Source organism: Haloferax gibbonsii ATCC 33959 (assembly GCF_000336775.1).
In the GTDB taxonomy this organism is placed as follows: Archaea; Halobacteriota; Halobacteria; order Halobacteriales; family Haloferacaceae; genus Haloferax; species Haloferax gibbonsii.
Map to the genome: position 1 here is coordinate 179,037 of NZ_AOLJ01000022.1, position 17,519 is coordinate 196,555.

A 17,519-nucleotide genomic window follows, 5' to 3' on the forward strand; every position below is an offset into this window, starting at 1 on the left:
GGACTGGGAAAACCCGCATAAGCCTTATGACTCGGTTTCATCGGCGAGACGGGCTCGCTCCCGTCGAGACCCGATTCAGCGTGGTTTTGCGGCCGTCAGGTCGCAGTTTCGCGGCCGATCGAGCGCCGACCCGCGCGAACGACACTCTTTATACGGGACCTTCTGATAGCACTCAGTATGGCCGACGGGGATACGGAAGACAGGAGCCACGAGGGCGCGTCGTACCGCGACGACACGGCGCGGGCGCTCGACGTGACCGCCACGCTCTCCGACGCGTCGCTCGTCGTCGCGAGCAACCGAGAGCGATGTTACTCCAGTGAGACCGCCCCGGAGTGGCTCGACGTCGTCGTCCGCACCGACAAGGGCCGCAACTACGCGCGAAACAGAGCCATCGAGGAGGCCGAAAACGAGTGGATAATCGTCGCCGACGACGACATCACCTTCCCCACTCGGCTCGCGGCACACCTCGTCGACTCGATGCACGAGTTCCAGGTCGTCGGGCTGGAGGACTTCTGGCCCATGCGGTGGACGCTCACGCGATTCATGATATTTCACCGAAGCCTGTGGGAGCGCGTCGGTGGCTTCGACGAGCACCGCGAACACGGCGGCGACACAGACTTCGCGATTCGCGCCGAGAAGGCCGGCGCGGAGGTTCACCGCCTGCCCCGTCGCATCGTCCCGCACCACGACACCGAGTCCGACTTCGACGTGGGGACCCACCTCGAATGGCTGTTCTACCTGTTCAAGCGCCACCCGAAGCAGGTCGCGGTCCCCGCGCTCAAACTGGCGCTCGCGAAGGTGAACGTCATCTCCCCGTCGAAAATCGAGTACGACGCGTCGTGGGCCGGTGACGTTTTCTCGCTCAGCGACACCGACGACGCACCGCTCGACCACTGAGTTTCAGACCTCCGAATCATGAATATCCTACTCCTCATCATGGACAGCGTCCGTGCGAGCAACACTAGCCTGCACGGCCACGAACACCGGACGACCCCGTTCTTGGAATCGCTCGCCGACGAGGCCACGGTCTACGAGACCGGTATCAGCCCCGGCTCGTGGAGCCTGCCGAGCCACACCAGCATCTTCACCGGCTACCACGTCGCCGAACACGGCGTCACCGGCGCGAAAAACAAGCTCGAACCCGGACACACCATTTTCGAGCGGCTCGCCGACGAGGAGGGCTACTCGACCGGCATCTTCTCCGAGAACACGTGGGTCACCGAGATGGACGTGGGACTGAAAGAGACCTTCCAGACCGTCGAGGGCGCGCGGAACATCCCGTACGTCGAGGGTCTCGACCCGAGCAACTTCGTGCTCACCGAGGGACAGGGCAACTACGCCGGCTACCTCAAGCGGTGTCTGTCCCACGACCACCCGGCGAAGTCGCTCGCAAATGGGGTCGTCACGAAGCTCGCGTGGGACTACCCGCAGTACCTCCCCGACTCGCTGAAGGCGACTACGCCCGCGGACGTGTACGTCGACCTCTTTCTGGACTGGGAGGAGACGCGGAACGACTCGTGGGCCGCCTGCATCAACCTCATGGACGGTCACATGCCGTACGAACCCCGCCCGGAACACGACAACTGGGGCGGGAAACGCCTCCAGAAGCTCCAACAGGACGTCGACGACCAGGTGTGGGAGTACCTCGGTGGCCACCGACCCTGGTGGGAGAAACGCGCCATGGAGGGGCTGTACGACGGAACCATCCGACAGATGGACGCCCAAATCGAACGCCTCGTCTCGACGCTCAAAGAGCGCGGCGAGTACGAGGACACGCTCATCGTCGTCACCGGCGATCACGGCGAGGGCTTCGGCGAGAAGAGTCAGGTCAAGCCCGATGTGCGACTCGCCGGCCACGGCAAGGACGTACACGAGGCGGTCCTCCACGTCCCGCTCGTCGTCAAGTTCCCCGGGCAGTCGGACTCCGAGACGGTCTCCGCGGCGGCCTCGCTCACCGAGTTCCCGCGCGTGGTCGACGCCGTCCTCGACGGCGAGTGGGACCGCGACGCGTTCGTCCCCGACGACGGGGCGGTCGTCGCCTCGACCCACGGCCTCGACGAACCCTCACAGGCGCTCGCCGAGGAGTTCTGTGGGTCCGTCATGCCCTACGGAGGCGTCTCACGGACCGTTTACGAGACGACCGACGAGGGCGTGGTGCAGTATCAGGCCTGGGAGGACGCCGCCAGCACGGTTCGCATCTTCGACGCGAAGACCGCGTGGAAGGCCGCCGATACCGACGACGGCGTCGTCTCGGAGACGTTCGGCGCGTTCGACGACCTCGGCGTCCGCGAGGAGAGCGAGGGCATCGATGCCGCCGAGGGTGCAACGAAAGAGCGCCTGAAGGACTTAGGGTACCTGTAGCGGGGCGTCTACGGTTGCGGGGCCGGTGTGACGGCGGGTCGTCGTCGTGGCCCGCCCCGTTCCGAAGCCATAGAAAGTTTTTCTTTGGTCGGTTGGGTCCGGTCCTCTATGTCGAACGCATTCGACCGGATCAAATACGGCCTCTCGCAGATCGCCGAGAACGGCCGGAGTTTGAACTGGTGGCGGGGGACGCTGATGCGGCGGGGAAACGGGGCGATTCAGACGAAACTGTATCCGGGCAGGCGCGGAATCGACGTGGTCGACGCGGATTGGGACACGCTCGTCGTCCTTGACGCGTGCCGGGCCGACCTCTTCGAGGAGTTCGTCGACCTCGACCAGTTCGACGACTACCGCGCGGAGACCAGTCGAGCGAGTGCGACTCCCGAGTGGCTCCCGGTCTCGTTCCCCGACGAGTACGGCGACATCGTCTACGTCTCGGGCAACCCGCAGGTCTCGAAGAAGGTGCCGGACAAGTGGCACAAGCTCTTCGAAGTGTGGCAGGACGCCTACGACGACGACGTGGAGGCGATTCTCCCCGGACCCATCATCGACGGCGCGATTCGAGCGCGCGAAGAGTACCCGGACAAGCGGCTCATCGTTCACCTGATGCAACCGCACGTCCCGTTCGTCGGCCGCCCGGACCTCCACTTCTGTACCTACCAGTTGTTCGAGGACCTGGACATGGACGGCGACGACCGCGCCGGAAACGTCTTCGAGGCCGCGGCCAAGGGCATCGTCGACGAAGAAGAGATGTGGCAGGCGTACGGCGAGAACCTGACCTACGCGATGGACGAGGTCCAACGGCTCATCGACGCGTTCGACGAGCGCATTGTCCTCACGTCCGACCACGGCAACGTGGTCGAAGCGAAGTCGTGGCCGCTGCCGTTCACCTACCACCAACACCTGCCGTACCACCGCCACCCCGGCCTCGTGACGGTCCCGTGGGCGGTCCTCGACGGCGAGCGGCCGACTATCACCGACGACGGCGTCGAGTCCAGCAGCCGCGCCACCTCCGCGGAGGTCACGGAGCGACTGGAGAATCTCGGCTACAAGTAGTCAGCCGGGGTTCCGATTCGAATTCGTTCGGCAGTCTCACCCGAGCACGTCGGAGACGCTCTCGATGCTCGTGAGGTCCGTCTCGAAGAACTGTCTGTTCTCTGCTACCTTCTCCTCCGACCAGTTCCACCACGCCGTGTCGAGCAGTTCCTCTCGGATGTGTTCGTCGAACCGCCACTTCTTTCGTTCGGCGGGGACGCCCGCGACAACCGCGTAGGGCTCTACGTCGCTCGTCACGACGGCCCCCGCGCCGACGATTGCGCCGTGGCCGATAGAGACTCCCGAGAGGACGGTCGCGTTCGAACCGATCCACACGTCACTTCCGACGTCGATGTCTCCTTTCGAGGTCCACGCCAACTCGTCGCCGGTGACCTGTCGGTACAGTTTCAATTGCAGCGTCGGATTCGCGGTCGTGTGGTTCTGCGACCGGAACTCCGCGCCGGGGGCAACGGCACAGTACCGTCCGATATCGACGGTCCCTCTGAGTGTGTTCCGACCGTTGAGATTCGTCCCCCGTCCGAGACCTACCGTCCCGTTGAGTACGCAGTCGGGACCGACGTGCACGTCGTCACCGAGTGAAATATCTCCTCGCATCGAACAGCCGGATTCGATGCCGACGTTCCGCCCCCGTGAGAAGTTCGTCTCCGCGGGCGACTTGTCGATGAGCGTCGTGGCGATCTCGGGGTAACCAAGCCGCGAAACCACGGATTCGACAGTCGTCTTTACGCTCCGCATTGTACGGAGTCTCCGCGTGGTACTATATTACCCTTGCCCTCCAGTTATCAACATTGATAGGAAAGGGCGATGAGCACGCGACTGCGATGACGACCGGACAGTTGATTTTTAACCTCGTGTGGGGCACTCTGAGTATGTCCAGTTCCCCTCGCTACTCCATCGCGGTCTGTAACTACAACATGGCCGAGACCATCGAGGAGTCGCTTCGGAGCATGGTTGAGCAGGTCGACGAGGAACTGTACGAGGTCGTCGTCGTCGACGGCGGTTCGACCGACGGTAGCCGCGATATCCTCCGCGAGCTGGAGGCCGAATTCGACAACTTGCGGGCGGTTCTTGACCGGTCGGACGAGTGCGACTGGCTCGGCGGGGACCGAAACATCTCCTTCGAGGAGTCCCGCGGCGAGTACGTCCTCGAATCGCTCGACACGGACGACTACTACCACGAGGGGGTCATCGAGGACTTCGTCGAGATATTCCACGCGCTGGAGGCGCAGGTCGACCGTCCCTTCTTCCTCAGCGGGCGCGGGATGAACATCGCCCCCCGCGGACTCCTGCTCGACGTGCCGTACTACGACGTGGGCGGCGCAGAGGACCGCGACCACTGGCGACGGCTGTACGCCCGCGACGCGCTCATCTGGCTGGACCACGGTCACGTCTCGGACTCGCTGGGCTACGACTTCGACCTGCGCGGCGAAATCAGCCGCGACATCCACGGGAAGATAACCGACTTCCAGTCGGGCGTCTCCTTCTGGAGCGCGATTCGGTGGACGCTCCACCACGAACACCACTACATCTTCGAGCGACCGCGGAGCCTCCCCCGCGAGGTCCTAAAGCGCCTCTACGACCTCGCGACGTTCCCGTACGCCTACCTGAAATCGCTCCCGCTCGAACGACACGAGGCCCCGGCGGAGTTCCGGCGGAAGGGCGCGCTCGAAGCGCGCATCGCAGCGACGCGGATGACGCTCCCCGAGATGGAAGCCCACTACGGCTTCGAGGTCGACTGCGACGAGTTCAGCGAGGCGGGCAGGAAGGCGTTCTGCGAGTACGCCGACACGTGACCGACGCTGGAACGTCTCGCGCCGACCGGTGGGATACTCGGTGCCTGATTATCAAACTGTATTTCTGTGGAGAAACGTTCAAAACCCCCTGAAGGGAGTGTCTCCTATGGGGCTTGGCGATTGGGCATCTAACGCACGGTGGTACTATCAGAATCTGAACCTCGGGACCGCGGCGAAAGTCAGCGCCGCGGAGCTACTGGGGGGCGCGGTTCGGCGGGCGTATTCGCACGCTCCACGACTTGGGAGACCGATATACGAGCGGGACTGGGACGCGCTGATTATTTTGGACACGTGCCGTCCCGACGCCCTCGAAGCGGTCGCATCGGAGTACGACTTCCTCCCCAACGGTCGCGTCCCGACCGCCACCTCGCTCGGGTCGAACTCCCGCGAGTTCATGCGGTACAACTTCACCGAGGAGTATCGCGAGGAGATGGACCAGACGGCGTTCGTCACGTTCAACCCGAACTCTGACGCCATGCTCGACCCCAACGACTGGTTGCTGTTGGACGAGGTGTGGCGGGACGCCTGGGAGGCCGACATCGGGAGCGTCCGGCCGCGGACGGTGACGAACCGCTCGATAGCGGCTCACCGCGAACTCGATCCAGAGCGAACGATTATCCAGTACCAACAGCCGCACACGCCGTACCCGCACTTCGAGAAGCACGACTGCGGGGCGCTCGCCATCGAGGACGACGCGAACGACCGGTCCGGGATATTCGGCGCGATTCTCGACGGAAAGATAACTCGCGAGGAGGCGTGGGAGGGCTACCTAGACAACCTACGCTGGGCGCTCGACGACCTCGAACTCCTCCTCTCGAACCTCGATGCGGAGCGGGTGATACTCACGTCGGACCACGGCGAGTGTTTCGGCGAGTGGGGACTGTACGGCCACCACAGATCGACTCCAGTCCCGGAACTCATTCGCGTTCCGTGGGTCGTCACCGAGGCGACTGACGAGGGAACTCACGAGCCGCCCGCCGCATCCACCGACCCCGACGATGTCGGTCTCGACAGCAAGCTCTCTTCGCTCGGCTACCTGTAGCGTCCCGTCGTAGCGGGACGACACCACGCTATCGCCGCTGACGACGTCTCCTCGCGGTCAATCCATATATCCGAGCTCTTCGAGTCGCTTCTGTACGTCCTCGCTCACGTCGTCGGCCTCCGGGACGCCCTCGGTCGTCTCGCGCAGCAGGTGCGGCGGAATCTCCGACCGGAACGAGGCACAGCGGTCGGGGTGGTCGGCCGCGACGTTCTCGCGCTCTTTCGGGTCGGCACGGAGGTCGTACAGTTCGTCTTCCTCGCCGTCGACCGCGATGTACTTCCAGCCGTCCTCGCGGACGCCGACGACGGGGCCGGCGTCGCTGAACGATCCGGTCGAGACGACCCGCCGGGGACCGCCCTCGAAGAGGTCGGTTCCGCGGAACGCGCTCGGCGGTTCGACGCCGTGGTTTCGCGCTACCGTGGGCGCGAGGTCGAGGAGTTCGCGCTGGTCGTCGACGACCCCGCCGTCGCCGCGGTCGGACTTCACCACGAGCGGGACGTGCGTCAGTTCGTCGTAGGGGCGGTTCCGGTGGTAGTAGTTCCCGTGGTCGGCGAACTCCTCGCCGTGGTCGGCGGTGAGGATGATATCCGTCTCGTCGTAGCGGCCGAGCGACTGCAACCCGTCGAGGAAGCGGTCGATGTGGTCGGACGTGTACCGGATATCCGAGTCGTAGAGGTCGACGATTCGCCGACGCTCCGCTTCGGTCACGTCTTCGGGGTGGATTCCCGCCTTGGACATGAGACGGCGAATCTCCGACTCGTCGGCGGGCTCGGCGTACGCCGGGTCCTCGAGGTCGATGCCGTAGGGGCGGTGTGGGTCCATGTAGTGGACCCACAGGAAGAAATCGCCGTCGACGCCGTCGAGCCACTCCAGGGCCCGGTCGGTCGTCTTCTCGGCGTTCTCGTACACCGTCTGCTCCATGATGAGCGACGCCGGGAAGACGGCCTCCTGAATCCGTTCGGCGAGGGGACGTATCCCGAGCGACTCGACCGTCGGACGGACGACGTCCATCGTCCGTCGAAACAGCCTGTGGGCCGCCGACGGCGACCCCGAGTCCTCGGAGTCCATGATGCCGAAGTCGTCGAAGTGGTCGAAGTCGGCCGGGCGGGGGACGCGGCTCGCGAAATAGGTGTTCGAATGGATGCCGGCGGTCGATACCTCGTCGGGGAGCGGAGAGGCGATGTTTGGCCCGTCGCGGGCGTGTTCGTCCCCGCGGTACCGGGAGGTGAGAAGCGACGGCACCGAGATTCCCGTGTTGGTACCGTTGGCGAAGGCGGCGGTGAACAGCGTCGAGTCGTCGTCGAGCAGGCGGTCGAGGACCGGAAGCGTGTCCCGCTGGTAGCCGTACTGGCCGACGTGGCCGGCCCGGAGCGCGTCGACGGTGATCAACACGGTGTTCATTGCTTCGGTGGTGTGGCAGGTGCGTTCAAATATCTGTTGCTCAGCGGTCGGCACACTCGAAGGTGCTATAACCTCCGGCGAAGAATCGCCGACAACCCGAAATGAGAAACGTCGTCCTCATCTGTCTCGACACCGTCCGGAAGGACTACTTCGACCGGTTCGCCGAGCGGTTGCGCGAGCGGGCCGACGCCTCTTTCGACCAGTGTCGGGCTGCGAGTGGCTGGAGCGTTCCGAGCCACGCGAGCATGATGACCGGGAAACTACCGCACCAACACGGGATTCACGTGTACAACCGGGATTTCTCAGGGCTCCGTCGGGAAGACACGTTTCTCGCTGACCTCCCGGACCACCGGGCGTTCGGGTCGAGCGCGAACGTCTACGCCAGCGACGCGTTCGGCTTCGACCTGCTTTTCGACGACTTCACCAGCGTCTCGCCCGACCGGCGGTTCCCCGACGGCATCGACGCCGAAAAGTTCGGACAGGAGTGTGAGGAGACGGGGCTCGCCCGCTACCTCGCCTTCCTGAAAGCCTCGCTCGCCAGCGACCATCCGGTCCAGAGCCTCGCCAACGGCGCGCTCGTCGAGTTCGACCGACAGTTCGCCGAGCTCCCCGTGCCGAAGCCGCTCGACGACGGGGCGAACATCGTCTCGCGCGAGGCGGTGAAGCTCGTCCGCGAACACGGCGACGCGGACCCGTTTTTCATGTTCACGAACTTCATGGACGCCCACGGTCCGCTCACCCACGTCCGCGGCTACGACTCAGACCTCCACGACGCGCCGTACTCGTGGACGACGGGCGAGTACAGCACCCACGAGGTCAACGTCTCCGGCGAACTCGAAGAGAACTGGGAGCACATCGAACACACCCGCGGGCTCTACGGCGCGGCCATCGACTACCTCGACCGCAAGGTGTGTTCGTTCATCGACCGCGTGCAGGACGAGACGGACCGAGAGACGACGTTCGTCATCACCGCCGACCACGGCGAGAACCTCGCGTTCGAGGCCGACGGCGGCCTCCTCGCCCACAAGGGCGTCCTCACGGAGGGGCTGCTCCACGTCCCGCTTCTCGTCGTCAACGCGCCCGAGGGATACGACGACAGCGAGACCGGCTACTTCTCGCACGTCGACCTCGGTCGCTTGCTCGTCGGACTCGCGCGCGGGGAGACGCCCGACGTGTTCGAAGCGCGTATCGCCGCCGAGCGAATCGGCTCCAACATGGCCGCCGACGCGTCCGAGGCGGAGCGCCGCGAGTGGGACCGCATGATCCGCGTCGTCTACGACGGGGCCGACAAGTACGAGTGGGATTCCAACGGGACTCGGCTTCGCCACCGACTCGACCCGGACCGACCGAACTGGCAGGAACTCGCGGCGGAGGACGTCGATATCGGCGACCTCGACGAGGCGTTCTTCGACGCTCCGCTCGACGAGTACAAGCGCGAGGCCGTCACCGCGAGCACCGACCACGACGTGGACCAGACGACGAAGTCGCGCCTGAGCGACCTCGGCTACATCTGAACAGCTGACGCGCCGGTCGGCGACCGTTTCCTCCCGATTTCGGGCGGTTTCGGCGGTGATTTCGGTCCCGAAGAACCTTTCTATGGCCGCCGCATCAGCCACCTGTACCGACGTATGAGAAATGTCGTCCTTATCTGTCTCGATACTGTCCGAAAGGACTTCTTCGATTCCTTCTCCTCGCGGCTCCAGGAGCGGGCGGACATCATCTACGACCAGTGCCGAACCGCCAGCACCTGGAGCGCCCCGAGCCACGCGAGCATGTTCACGGGGACGCTCCCCCACGAACACGGCGTCCACGCCTACCACCGCGACTTCTCGGGTATCGGTCGCGACGACACGTTTCTCGCCGAGCTTCCGGACCACCGCGCGCTCGGCGTGAGCGCCAACGTCTGGGCCGGGTCGTCGTTCGGGTTCGACGGCTTCTTCGACGAGTTCTCCAACATCTCTCCCGACCGACGTTTCCCCGAGGGCATCGACGTGGCCCGGTTCGGCCAGTCCTGCGAGAAGACCGGCCTCGGGAAACAACTCGAGTTCCTCAGGCGCGCGCTCGAACACGAACAGCCGGTTCAGAGCCTCCTCAACGGCGCGGCCGTCCAAGTTGACAACATGCTGGCGACCGCGCCGGTGCCGAAGCCGATGGACGACGGCGCGAAGACGCTCATCGGGCAGGCAAACCGCCTCGTCGGCGCGTCCGACGAGCCGTTTTTCCTCTTTACGAACTTCATGGACGCCCACGGTCCCCTGCGGCACATCCTCGGCTACGACGGGAGTCTCCACGACGCGCCGAACTCGTGGAGCTCCGAGCGCCTCGACTGGTCGCGAATCGTCGCCGAGGGCGACGAGACCGAGATGACGCGCTACCGCGACCTCTACGGCGCGGCCATCGACTACCTCGACCGCAAAGTGTGTTCGTTCATCGACGAGGTGCGGGCGGCGACAGACGAGGAGACGACGTTCGTCGTCACCTCCGACCACGGCGACAACCTCGCGTTCGAGGCCGACGGCGGCCTGTGGGGTCACACCGAAAGCAGCCTCAACGAAGCGCTGACGCACGTCCCACTCGTGGTCGTGAACGCGCCCGGTGAGGGCACCGACGTCGTCGACGGCTACGTTTCGCACCTTCGGCTCGGCGACCTCCTCGTCGGCCTCGCCCGTGGGGAGCGCCCCGACGTGACCGACGCGCGGATTCCCGTCGAGCGAATCGGTCACAGCGGCAAACAGCACAAGCTCGCCGAACAGGCGCGGGACACGAACCGGATGCTCCGCGCCGTCTACGACGGCGACCGCAAGTTCGTCTGGGCGGACGACGGGAGTCGAGAGACCTACCGTCTCGACGCCGACCGCCCGTGCTGGCAGGCCGAGACCGACGAACCGTTCGACGCCGAGTCGCTCGACGACTCGTTCTTCGAGATGCCCGTCGCCGACTACGCGGAGCGCGCTCGGTCCGCCGAAGACGAACTCGGCGTCGACGGCGCGACGGCGGACCGACTCCGCGAACTCGGCTATCTCTGACCCAGCCGTGACAGACCACTCCCTCGCACGCCGGTCGTTCAGCCTCCCATGAAAAAGACAGACAGCCTCTCCATCGGCCGCGAGGCGTTCCTCTCCCTGTTCTCGAAGGTCCTCACCGCCGGTACCGGCTTCGCCGGCGTCGTCATCTTCGCGAACCTCCTCGGCGACGTCGGCTGGGGAAAGTACCGGACCGTCCTCGCCGCCGCATTCGTCCTCACGCAGGTTCCGAGCGGTATCGGCGCGGCGGTCAAAAAGCGGGTGAGCGAGGTCGGCGTCGAGCCCGGCTCCTTTTTCGGGACGGCGCTCCTCGCGCACCTCGCGTTCTCGCTCGTCGTCGCCGGTGCGTACGTACTCCTCGAGCCCTACGCCGTCGACTACTTCGGAACCCGCGAACTGGCCGTCGGCGTGGTGCTCGTGGTGGTGTCGCTCGGACTGTTCAACATCGCGAACAAGCTCTACGCCGGCACGGGTCACCCGGCGGTCTCCTCGTGGGTCGACGGCATCCGGAGCCTCCTGACCATCGCGCTCCAGCTGCTCTTTTACTGGCTCGGCTTCGAGGCGTTCGGGCTCGTTCTCGGCCTGGCCATCGCGACGGTCGGAACGGCCGTCCTCGCCGCAGTCCTCTCGCGCGTTCTCCCCGCGCGCCCGACGAAACGGGTCGCAGAGCGAATCTACGACTTCGCCCGGTGGAGCGTCCCGACCTCGATGCTGTCGAATTTCTACTCCAGCGCCGACGTGCTCATCATCCAGGCGTTCGTCGGCCCGGCCTCGGTCGCGTACTACTCGGTCTCGATTCAGCTCGCCCAGCCCGGGGCGATGTTCGCGACGACCATCGGAAACGTGCTGAACGTCAAGTCGAGCGGCGTCGACTCCGTCGGCGGCGACGTGCGGTTCGACCTGATTAACTCCATCTCCTACGCGGGGCTCATCGCGATTCCGGTCTTCTTCGGCGCGGCCGCGATGCCGAAGGAGTTGGTGACGACGCTGTTCGGTAGCGATTTCGCCAACACGCCGGTGCTCGTGGTCGTCGGGATGACCCTGTTCCAGATCGGCAATGCCTACCGCCACCCCTTCGAGGCCGTCTTACAGGGCACCGACCGCCCGGAGCTCGTCTTCCGGGTGAACAGCTTCATCGTCCTCCTGCACCTTCCGGCCGCGGTCGCGCTCGGGAGCGTCTACGGGCTCGTCGGCGTCGTCGCCAGCACGGTCGCCGCGGAGGTCGTTCGACACGCCGTCTTCCAGTACGTCGCCCACCGCGAGTTCGGCGGCGTCGTGTTCACGCGTCCGATGCTCGAACAGACAGTCGCCGGCGCGGTCATGTTTGCCCTCGTCTGGTCGGTCCTCGAATACGCCGTCTCGATTACCGGGTGGGTCTCGCTGCTGCTCGTCGTCGGGTTCGGTGCCGTCGCCTACTTCGCGGCGCTCCTCGGACTGAGCAGCCACTTCCGCGAGACGGTCAGAAACACGGTCCCCGGGCTCTCGGGCGAGTAAGCGAGCGACGCCGGCGTCGGGGGCCGCCGCATCAACCCAGTCCGACCCGACCCGACCCGGTTCGGTTCTCAGTGCGCCGCGTTCCACCCGCCGCGACAGACCGTGTCGTAGACCGCGGTCGTCCGCTCAACCACGGACTCCCACGTCGGAAGCGGTTCCGCCGGCGCGTCGAGGTCGACCGCGCGCTCGATGCCCGAAACGAGGGCCGCGGGGTCGACGCCGACGCAGTCGTCGCGGTCCGCCCAGTCGACGAGCGCTCCCGCGTTGCGGACGACGCACGGGGTGCCCGCGGCGAGCGCCTCGGCGACCGTCATCCCGTAGGCCTCGAACTCCGACATCGTCACGAACGCCGCCGCGCCGGCGTACAGCCCCGGTAGGTCCTCGTCGTCGACGAAACCGAGGAAGTGAACGCGGTCTTCGACGCCGACCTCGCGGGCGAGTCGCTTCAGCTCCGACCCGTAGTCGCCGGAGCCGGCGACCGCGAGGTCGTAGTCGAGGCCGGGGAGGGCTCGAATCACGTGCTGAACGCCTTTGTACTCCGCTAACCGACCGACAGAAAGCAGGTAGTCGTGGTCCGCCCACTCGGGGTCGGGCGACGCCTCGGCGAACCGCGACACGTCGAGACCGTTCGGAATCACCGTCGCCTCGACGCCGAAGTCGGCTTCGAGCTGCCGGCGCTCCCAGTCGCTGACGGCGATGCGGGCGTCGGCGCGGCGGAGCGCCCACCCGCCCGGGACTCGGTAGACGGACAGCAGTTTGTCTCGCAGGTCGGAGGCGCTCCCGCCGTGGTAGTGCGGGGTGGCGACAAACGGCGTCTCCGCGCCGGTGCCGAGCGCCGCGAACAGGAGTGGAAGCGAGTGGTAGTTGTGTGCGTGGACGAGGTCGGCGCCGCGGGCGAGGCGGCGCACGGTCGCCAGTATCTCCGGGGCGACGTGGAACGCGCCGCCGGGGGCGACGCCGGGGTGTCGAATCACCCGGACGCCGTCTCGGTACTCCGCCGAGCGGGTGAGTCCCTCGGCGTCGGCGGTCAGGACCGTCACGTCGTGTCCCACCGCTGCGAGCCGGGTCGCGAGCTCGGCGACGTGTGCCTCGACGCCGCCGGTGTGCGGAGGATACCGCGTCGTGACGTAGAGGACGTTCATTCGAAGTACTCCCTCGACTCGCGGTCGAGTTCCCACGTGCCGTCGCCCTCGTCGCGGAGGAGTTCGACCGCGGCGACGAGCAGCGACACCTGCGAGTCGAAGACGGCGTACAGCGGCTGGAGCGGACCGAGGCGTTCGGACTGCCCCGCCCACGCGAAGGCGGCGACGGCACCCGGCACGGCGAGGCCGAGCGGCCCCGCGAGGAGGACGCCGGCGGCGGTCGCCAGCGCGACGGTCGCCGCGAGCAGCCACGGCGAGACGACCATGAACCACCAGTTGAACGGGAGGACGACGGTCCCGTAGAACCCGTAGCGGCCGAGCATGTCTCGGTTCTGGACGAGGAGTTTGAGCAGGCCCATCGCCCGGCGGTCCTTGCGCTGTCGGCGCTTCGAGAACTCGGAGACGCCGGACTCGGTGAACGCCATCGCGGGGTCCATCACGACGCGCTTGCCGGCCCGGCGGATGCGGAGCGCGAGTTCGGTGTCGTCGGCGAGGGAGTCGTCGGAGATCGGGACGAAGTCCTCGGCGCGGAACGCGAAGCAGGGGCCGTGGAAGATGAACGTCGAGTCGAGGTGGGATTCGAGGCCCTGAATCTTCGTGAGGATGCCGCGGTAGTCCGATTCGACCTCGCTGTCGCCGAGGACTTCGGACTGTTGGCCCGTCACCGCGCCGATAGTCGGGTCCGAGAGGTTCGCCGCCGCCTGCCGGAGCACGTCCGGGGCGAGCTTCGAGTCGGCGTCGGTTCGGAAGAGCAGTTCGTTGCTCGCCGCCGCGAACGCCTCGTTGAGGGCGGGTGCGACCCCCCGACGCTCGTCGTCGTGGAGGAGCGTCAGTTCGGGGGCGTCGCGTCCGGCGAAGAAGTCGCGGACGACAGCGGGTGTGTCGTCGTCGCTCGCGTCGGCGACGACCACCTCGACCTTCTCCATCGGGTAGTCGAGCGCGAGGATGTCTTCGAGCTTCGCCTCGATGATGCTCGCCTCGTTGTAGGTCGGGAGGACGATGCTCACGGTCGGCTCGTCAGGGGACTTCCGGGCGGGCGACCCCGAAGTGTCGACGACCCGGAGCAACGCGAGGTAGACGAGGTAGGGGACCCCCGTCAGAGAGAGGAGTCCGAACGTCGCGGCGAGGAGGCGACGGAGGCGTGCGCGCATGAAATGTGGTTTTCCCACCAAGAATAAAAGTGCTGTAGGTTGCTCTCGCCCCGCGGATTCGCGGGGACACATCCAGAAGTCCTTTTATACTGTCCGCTGGATGTCCCGCTGATGGACTACGCGGACGTTTGCGTCCTCGTCCCGACCTACAACGAGGCGGAGACTATCGCCGAGGTCGTCGCCAGCTACCGAGACGAGGGGTTCCACAACGTCCTCGTCATCGACGGCGACTCCACGGACGGGACGCGGGAACTCGCCGAGGAGGCCGGCGCGCACGTCGTCGTACAGCGCGGGAGCGGGAAGGGACAGGCGGTCAGGGAGGCGGTCGAAGAGCACGTCGAAGCGACGTACGTCCTGATGCTCGACGGCGACGGCACCTACGAGGCGGGCGACGCGGCGAAGATGCTCGACCCGCTCACCGAGGGGTACGACCACGTCATCGGCGACCGCTTCGCCGACATGCGACCCGGCGCGATGACGCGGCTCAACAAGGTCGGAAACCGCATCATCAACCGAGCGTTCGCGTTCATCCACGGCCAGGACTTCCGCGACATCCTCAGCGGCTACCGGGCGTTCACCCGCGAGTCGTTCCTCGATATGACGCTCACCTCCGACGGCTTCGGCATCGAGACGGAGATGGCCGTCGAGTGCGCGAAACGCGGCATCGAGACGACGGTCGTCCCCACGACCTACTACCCGCGGCCGAACGGCTCGGACACGAACCTCAACCCGGTCCGCGACGGCGGTATCATCTTCCTCGAACTGTACCGCCGCGCCAAGACCAACAACCCGCTTTTCTACTTCGGCAGCGTCGGGCTCACGTCGACCGCGACGGGGGTCGGCCTCGCCGGCTACGTCGCCTACGAGTGGTTCATCCGCTCTATCTCCCACGAGGTCATCGCCGTCGTCTCCGCGGCGGGCATCCTCTTCGGCGTGCAACTACTGATGTTCGGCGTGCTCTCGGACCTCATCCTCTCGTTACACCGCGAGCAGATGAAACGAATCGAAGAACTGGAGTGAGCGTCGGCGTCGGCTCGCGCCGGGGCGTCGGAACCGGGTGAATCGACCGAGACCGCCTTCAGAACGGGACGAGCGAACGGAGCCGCCCCATCAGACTCTTCGACGCCTTGGCGCGGAACTCCTCGAACACGGGGTGGAGCGTCTCCAAGAGGTCGCGGCGGGAGTCGAACCGGTCTTTCGGCGCGGCGGCGAGGGCGTCGCTTATCGCGACCGTGTTGCCCGCGGCGTCTATCGGCACGGCGACGTCGTCGAGCGCCCGCGCAATCGCTCTCGCGTCTGCCGGGTAGTCGATGTCTGCGGCGTCGACGTCGGCGGCGAGCGCGGCAATACCGAATTCGATTGAGTCCGGCTCTGACGTATCGTTTTGGGGCGGTCTCGCGGCCATCGAACGTGTATAGGATGTCCCGCATGGAAAAACCCCCGACCTTCGGTGATACTGCCAGTGAGCGCCGAAAAACCGCGACGGACGTTTGGTTCGCGACCCACCGTTGGGGTTAACCCCGCCCGGCGCGACGTTCGAGCCATGACGGAGTACACGACGGTCTCCATCCCGAAGGAGTTGGCCGCTCGCGTCGACGACACGCTCGAAGGAACCACGTTCTCGAGCACGAGCGACCTCGTCCGGTTCCTCCTGCGCAGCATCGTCATCCAACACGAGCGCTCCGGCGGCGACCTCTCTGAGTCGGAGTTTCAGGAGATAGCGGAACAGCTGACCGACCTCGGCTATCTGCGGTAGTCTGCCGAGGCGAGCGGCCGCCACCCGCGAGGTGGCAGCGCCGGCCGGCCGAACGGGGTCGGCTCAGTCGAGTTCTTCCTGCGGCGGTTCGGCGTCGTGCACGACGAGTTTCAACTTCCGCCCGGCGCGGTCGAAGGCGGCCAGCGTCCGCCGCTCCCACGGGGGAACGGCGAGGAGCACCACGGCCGCGAGGTCGTCGCGCTCCGTGAGTTCGAACGGTCCCTGCGGGTGGGTGAGAAAGCGGGCGCGGCCGCGGCCGGCCGGCGTCCCGAGGTCCATCCCGAAGACGGCGCTCACGGACTGGCCGGCCTCGGCCATGTAGAAGTGGGTGAGCACCGGCGTCTCCGGGTCGAGGCCGAGGTCGTCGTCGTCGAATTCGCCGGCGGCCGTCGGCGCGAGAACGAGGTTCACCGACGTCGGCTCGGCCTCCTCGGCCATATCGAGCAGCACGTCGACGAGCCCTCGCGTGACGTGGACTCGCTGTCGCTCCGACTCGTCGACCGCTCCATCGGTCGCGCGGTCAGGCTCAGTCTCGGTGCCGGGCGTGCTCTCGTTGCCGACGGCGGTTGTGTCGTCTGACATCAGTTCGAGAGCATCGAGGTGAACGCCTGGAAGTAGGCGCTCGGGAGGTTTCGTCGGGCGTTGCCGAGTGCGGTCCGGAGTTTGTCGCCCGCGTTCACGGGCACGCCCGCGCCGTGGCCGACGAGCAGTCGCTCGGGGTCGTACCGGGAGAGCACGCGCCGCGGCGGGAACGGCCGGAGCATCGGATGGACGCCGAGGTGCTCGCCGCGGGCGCAGAAGTAGCCGACCGTGCCGAGCGTCTCGGGGACGACGAGCAGGTCGTACCCGTCGTGATAGAAGCCGACCTCCTGCCACGGCGGGACGGAGCGGTCGACGAGACGGAACGCCTCGAAGCCGGAGTCGGCGAGGTCGGCCCCGAAGCGTTCGACGGTCGCGTCGAGTTCGTCGGCGACGCCGGTCATCCACGAGGCGACGTAGACCGGCACTTCGTGGCGGTTGGCGATGGCCGCCGAGTCGCGTTTGTGTCGGTCGAGTCCGACCACGACGCCGGCCACGTCGCCGAACTCGGCGAACAGGTCGTCGACGCCGGGGGCATCGACGGGTTCGAACAGCCACACGTCGCCGTCGACTTCGACGGCGTGACTGGCCCGCTGCATCGTCTCGTCGGGGTACGCGAGCCATCCGACGCCGTGGTCCCATCGGTCGATTTCGCGGAGGTCGGAAGTGCCGCGACCTTTCATCGGCATGCCAGTATCGTGGGGCGCGCGGCGCATAAGGA

17 protein-coding genes are annotated in these 17,519 nt (G+C 66.3%); 10 read left to right on the forward strand and 7 right to left on the reverse strand.

Annotated elements, in window-relative coordinates:
• Positions 1-177: 177 nt before the first annotated feature.
• The 3 genes from C454_RS14750 to C454_RS14760 all read left to right on the forward strand — a co-directional run bounded on the left by C454_RS14750 (position 178) and on the right by C454_RS14760 (position 3,417).
• Positions 178-897, forward strand: coding sequence for a glycosyltransferase family 2 protein (locus C454_RS14750; protein ID WP_004976940.1), 720 nt, complete (start codon positions 178-180; stop codon positions 895-897).
• 18 nt (positions 898-915) lie between these two features.
• Complete coding sequence (locus tag C454_RS14755; protein ID WP_004976942.1) at positions 916-2,361, forward strand: sulfatase; 1,446 nt, start codon at positions 916-918, stop codon at positions 2,359-2,361.
• Positions 2,362-2,469: 108 nt separating this feature from the next.
• The gene (locus C454_RS14760; RefSeq protein ID WP_004976944.1) at positions 2,470-3,417 is read left to right on the forward strand and encodes an alkaline phosphatase family protein; all 948 of its coding nucleotides are present in this window, start codon (positions 2,470-2,472) and stop codon (positions 3,415-3,417) included.
• Between the two features lie 36 nt (positions 3,418-3,453).
• Here the strand turns inward: C454_RS14760 and C454_RS14765 are convergent, their stop codons facing one another.
• Positions 3,454-4,152 carry a CatB-related O-acetyltransferase gene (locus tag C454_RS14765; protein ID WP_049905203.1) on the reverse strand — a complete coding sequence of 233 codons (699 nt, stop codon included), beginning with the start codon at positions 4,150-4,152 and terminating at the stop codon, positions 3,454-3,456.
• A 134-nt stretch (positions 4,153-4,286) separates the two neighbouring features.
• Between C454_RS14765 and C454_RS14770 the strand changes: the two genes are divergently transcribed.
• The gene (locus C454_RS14770) at positions 4,287-5,210 is read left to right on the forward strand and encodes a glycosyltransferase family 2 protein (RefSeq protein ID WP_081605239.1); all 924 of its coding nucleotides are present in this window, start codon (positions 4,287-4,289) and stop codon (positions 5,208-5,210) included.
• Between the two features lie 106 nt (positions 5,211-5,316).
• Complete coding sequence (locus C454_RS14775; RefSeq protein ID WP_231608303.1) at positions 5,317-6,252, forward strand: alkaline phosphatase family protein; 936 nt, start codon at positions 5,317-5,319, stop codon at positions 6,250-6,252.
• Between the two features lie 57 nt (positions 6,253-6,309).
• Here C454_RS14775 and C454_RS14780 read toward each other — a convergent pair whose 3' ends face one another.
• A complete protein-coding gene (locus tag C454_RS14780) occupies positions 6,310-7,653 on the reverse strand; it encodes a sulfatase-like hydrolase/transferase (protein ID WP_004976953.1) in 1,344 nt (447 codons plus the stop codon).
• A gap of 101 nt (positions 7,654-7,754) precedes the next feature.
• Here C454_RS14780 and C454_RS14785 point away from each other — a divergent pair, with 101 nt between their 5' ends.
• From C454_RS14785 to C454_RS14795, 3 genes are all read left to right on the forward strand, one after another.
• Positions 7,755-9,167 (forward strand): sulfatase-like hydrolase/transferase, encoded by a 1,413-nt coding sequence (locus C454_RS14785; protein WP_004976955.1) that lies wholly within the window; start codon positions 7,755-7,757, stop codon positions 9,165-9,167.
• Between the two features lie 114 nt (positions 9,168-9,281).
• The gene (locus C454_RS14790) at positions 9,282-10,679 is read left to right on the forward strand and encodes a sulfatase-like hydrolase/transferase (protein WP_004976958.1); all 1,398 of its coding nucleotides are present in this window, start codon (positions 9,282-9,284) and stop codon (positions 10,677-10,679) included.
• A gap of 48 nt (positions 10,680-10,727) precedes the next feature.
• A complete protein-coding gene (locus C454_RS14795; protein ID WP_004976960.1) occupies positions 10,728-12,170 on the forward strand; it encodes a lipopolysaccharide biosynthesis protein in 1,443 nt (480 codons plus the stop codon).
• 68 nt (positions 12,171-12,238) lie between these two features.
• On the opposite strand, the gene C454_RS14800 is transcribed toward C454_RS14795, so the two are convergent.
• Together C454_RS14800 and C454_RS14805 are read right to left on the reverse strand one after the other, a co-directional pair.
• Entirely contained in the window at positions 12,239-13,312 is a 1,074-nt protein-coding gene (locus C454_RS14800; RefSeq protein ID WP_004976962.1) for a glycosyltransferase family 4 protein, read from the reverse strand.
• A complete protein-coding gene (locus tag C454_RS14805; RefSeq protein WP_004976965.1) occupies positions 13,309-14,463 on the reverse strand; it encodes a glycosyltransferase in 1,155 nt (384 codons plus the stop codon). The genes C454_RS14800 and C454_RS14805 overlap by 4 nt, the downstream gene beginning before the upstream one ends.
• Positions 14,464-14,574: 111 nt before the next feature.
• Here C454_RS14805 and aglJ point away from each other — a divergent pair, with 111 nt between their 5' ends.
• Entirely contained in the window at positions 14,575-15,483 is a 909-nt protein-coding gene (aglJ, locus tag C454_RS14810; RefSeq protein ID WP_004976969.1) for an S-layer glycoprotein N-glycosyltransferase AglJ, read from the forward strand.
• 58 nt (positions 15,484-15,541) lie between these two features.
• Here the strand turns inward: aglJ and C454_RS14815 are convergent, their stop codons facing one another.
• Positions 15,542-15,868: a hypothetical protein gene (locus C454_RS14815; protein ID WP_004976971.1), complete on the reverse strand. Its 327-nt coding sequence runs from the start codon at positions 15,866-15,868 to the stop codon at positions 15,542-15,544.
• Positions 15,869-16,006: 138 nt separating this feature from the next.
• Between C454_RS14815 and C454_RS14820 the strand changes: the two genes are divergently transcribed.
• The gene (locus tag C454_RS14820) at positions 16,007-16,219 is read left to right on the forward strand and encodes a ribbon-helix-helix domain-containing protein (protein ID WP_004976972.1); all 213 of its coding nucleotides are present in this window, start codon (positions 16,007-16,009) and stop codon (positions 16,217-16,219) included.
• 63 nt (positions 16,220-16,282) lie between these two features.
• Here the strand turns inward: C454_RS14820 and C454_RS14825 are convergent, their stop codons facing one another.
• Together C454_RS14825 and C454_RS14830 are read right to left on the reverse strand one after the other, a co-directional pair.
• On the reverse strand, positions 16,283-16,801 hold the full coding sequence (locus tag C454_RS14825) for a hypothetical protein (protein WP_004976973.1): 519 nt from the start codon (positions 16,799-16,801) through the stop codon (positions 16,283-16,285).
• Positions 16,801-17,487 (reverse strand): hypothetical protein, encoded by a 687-nt coding sequence (locus C454_RS14830; protein ID WP_004976974.1) that lies wholly within the window; start codon positions 17,485-17,487, stop codon positions 16,801-16,803. The genes C454_RS14825 and C454_RS14830 overlap by 1 nt, the downstream gene beginning before the upstream one ends.
• Positions 17,488-17,519: the final 32 nt, after the last annotated feature.

What these genes read in the sequence shown, in the direction of transcription:
- C454_RS14750 (WP_004976940.1), top strand. Translation starts at nt 178, where the DNA reads ATGGCCGACGGGGATACGGAAGACAGGAGCCACGAGGGCGCGTCGTAC.
- C454_RS14755 (WP_004976942.1), top strand. Translation starts at nt 916, where the DNA reads ATGAATATCCTACTCCTCATCATGGACAGCGTCCGTGCGAGCAACACT.
- C454_RS14760 (WP_004976944.1), top strand. Translation starts at nt 2,470, where the DNA reads ATGTCGAACGCATTCGACCGGATCAAATACGGCCTCTCGCAGATCGCC.
- C454_RS14765 (WP_049905203.1), bottom strand. Translation starts at nt 4,152, where the DNA reads ATGCGGAGCGTAAAGACGACTGTCGAATCCGTGGTTTCGCGGCTTGGT.
- C454_RS14770 (WP_081605239.1), top strand. Translation starts at nt 4,287, where the DNA reads ATGTCCAGTTCCCCTCGCTACTCCATCGCGGTCTGTAACTACAACATG.
- C454_RS14775 (WP_231608303.1), top strand. Translation starts at nt 5,317, where the DNA reads ATGGGGCTTGGCGATTGGGCATCTAACGCACGGTGGTACTATCAGAAT.
- C454_RS14780 (WP_004976953.1), bottom strand. Translation starts at nt 7,653, where the DNA reads ATGAACACCGTGTTGATCACCGTCGACGCGCTCCGGGCCGGCCACGTC.
- C454_RS14785 (WP_004976955.1), top strand. Translation starts at nt 7,755, where the DNA reads ATGAGAAACGTCGTCCTCATCTGTCTCGACACCGTCCGGAAGGACTAC.
- C454_RS14790 (WP_004976958.1), top strand. Translation starts at nt 9,282, where the DNA reads ATGAGAAATGTCGTCCTTATCTGTCTCGATACTGTCCGAAAGGACTTC.
- C454_RS14795 (WP_004976960.1), top strand. Translation starts at nt 10,728, where the DNA reads ATGAAAAAGACAGACAGCCTCTCCATCGGCCGCGAGGCGTTCCTCTCC.
- C454_RS14800 (WP_004976962.1), bottom strand. Translation starts at nt 13,312, where the DNA reads ATGAACGTCCTCTACGTCACGACGCGGTATCCTCCGCACACCGGCGGC.
- C454_RS14805 (WP_004976965.1), bottom strand. Translation starts at nt 14,463, where the DNA reads ATGCGCGCACGCCTCCGTCGCCTCCTCGCCGCGACGTTCGGACTCCTC.
- aglJ (WP_004976969.1), top strand. Translation starts at nt 14,575, where the DNA reads ATGGACTACGCGGACGTTTGCGTCCTCGTCCCGACCTACAACGAGGCG.
- C454_RS14815 (WP_004976971.1), bottom strand. Translation starts at nt 15,868, where the DNA reads ATGGCCGCGAGACCGCCCCAAAACGATACGTCAGAGCCGGACTCAATC.
- C454_RS14820 (WP_004976972.1), top strand. Translation starts at nt 16,007, where the DNA reads ATGACGGAGTACACGACGGTCTCCATCCCGAAGGAGTTGGCCGCTCGC.
- C454_RS14825 (WP_004976973.1), bottom strand. Translation starts at nt 16,801, where the DNA reads ATGTCAGACGACACAACCGCCGTCGGCAACGAGAGCACGCCCGGCACC.
- C454_RS14830 (WP_004976974.1), bottom strand. Translation starts at nt 17,487, where the DNA reads ATGCCGATGAAAGGTCGCGGCACTTCCGACCTCCGCGAAATCGACCGA.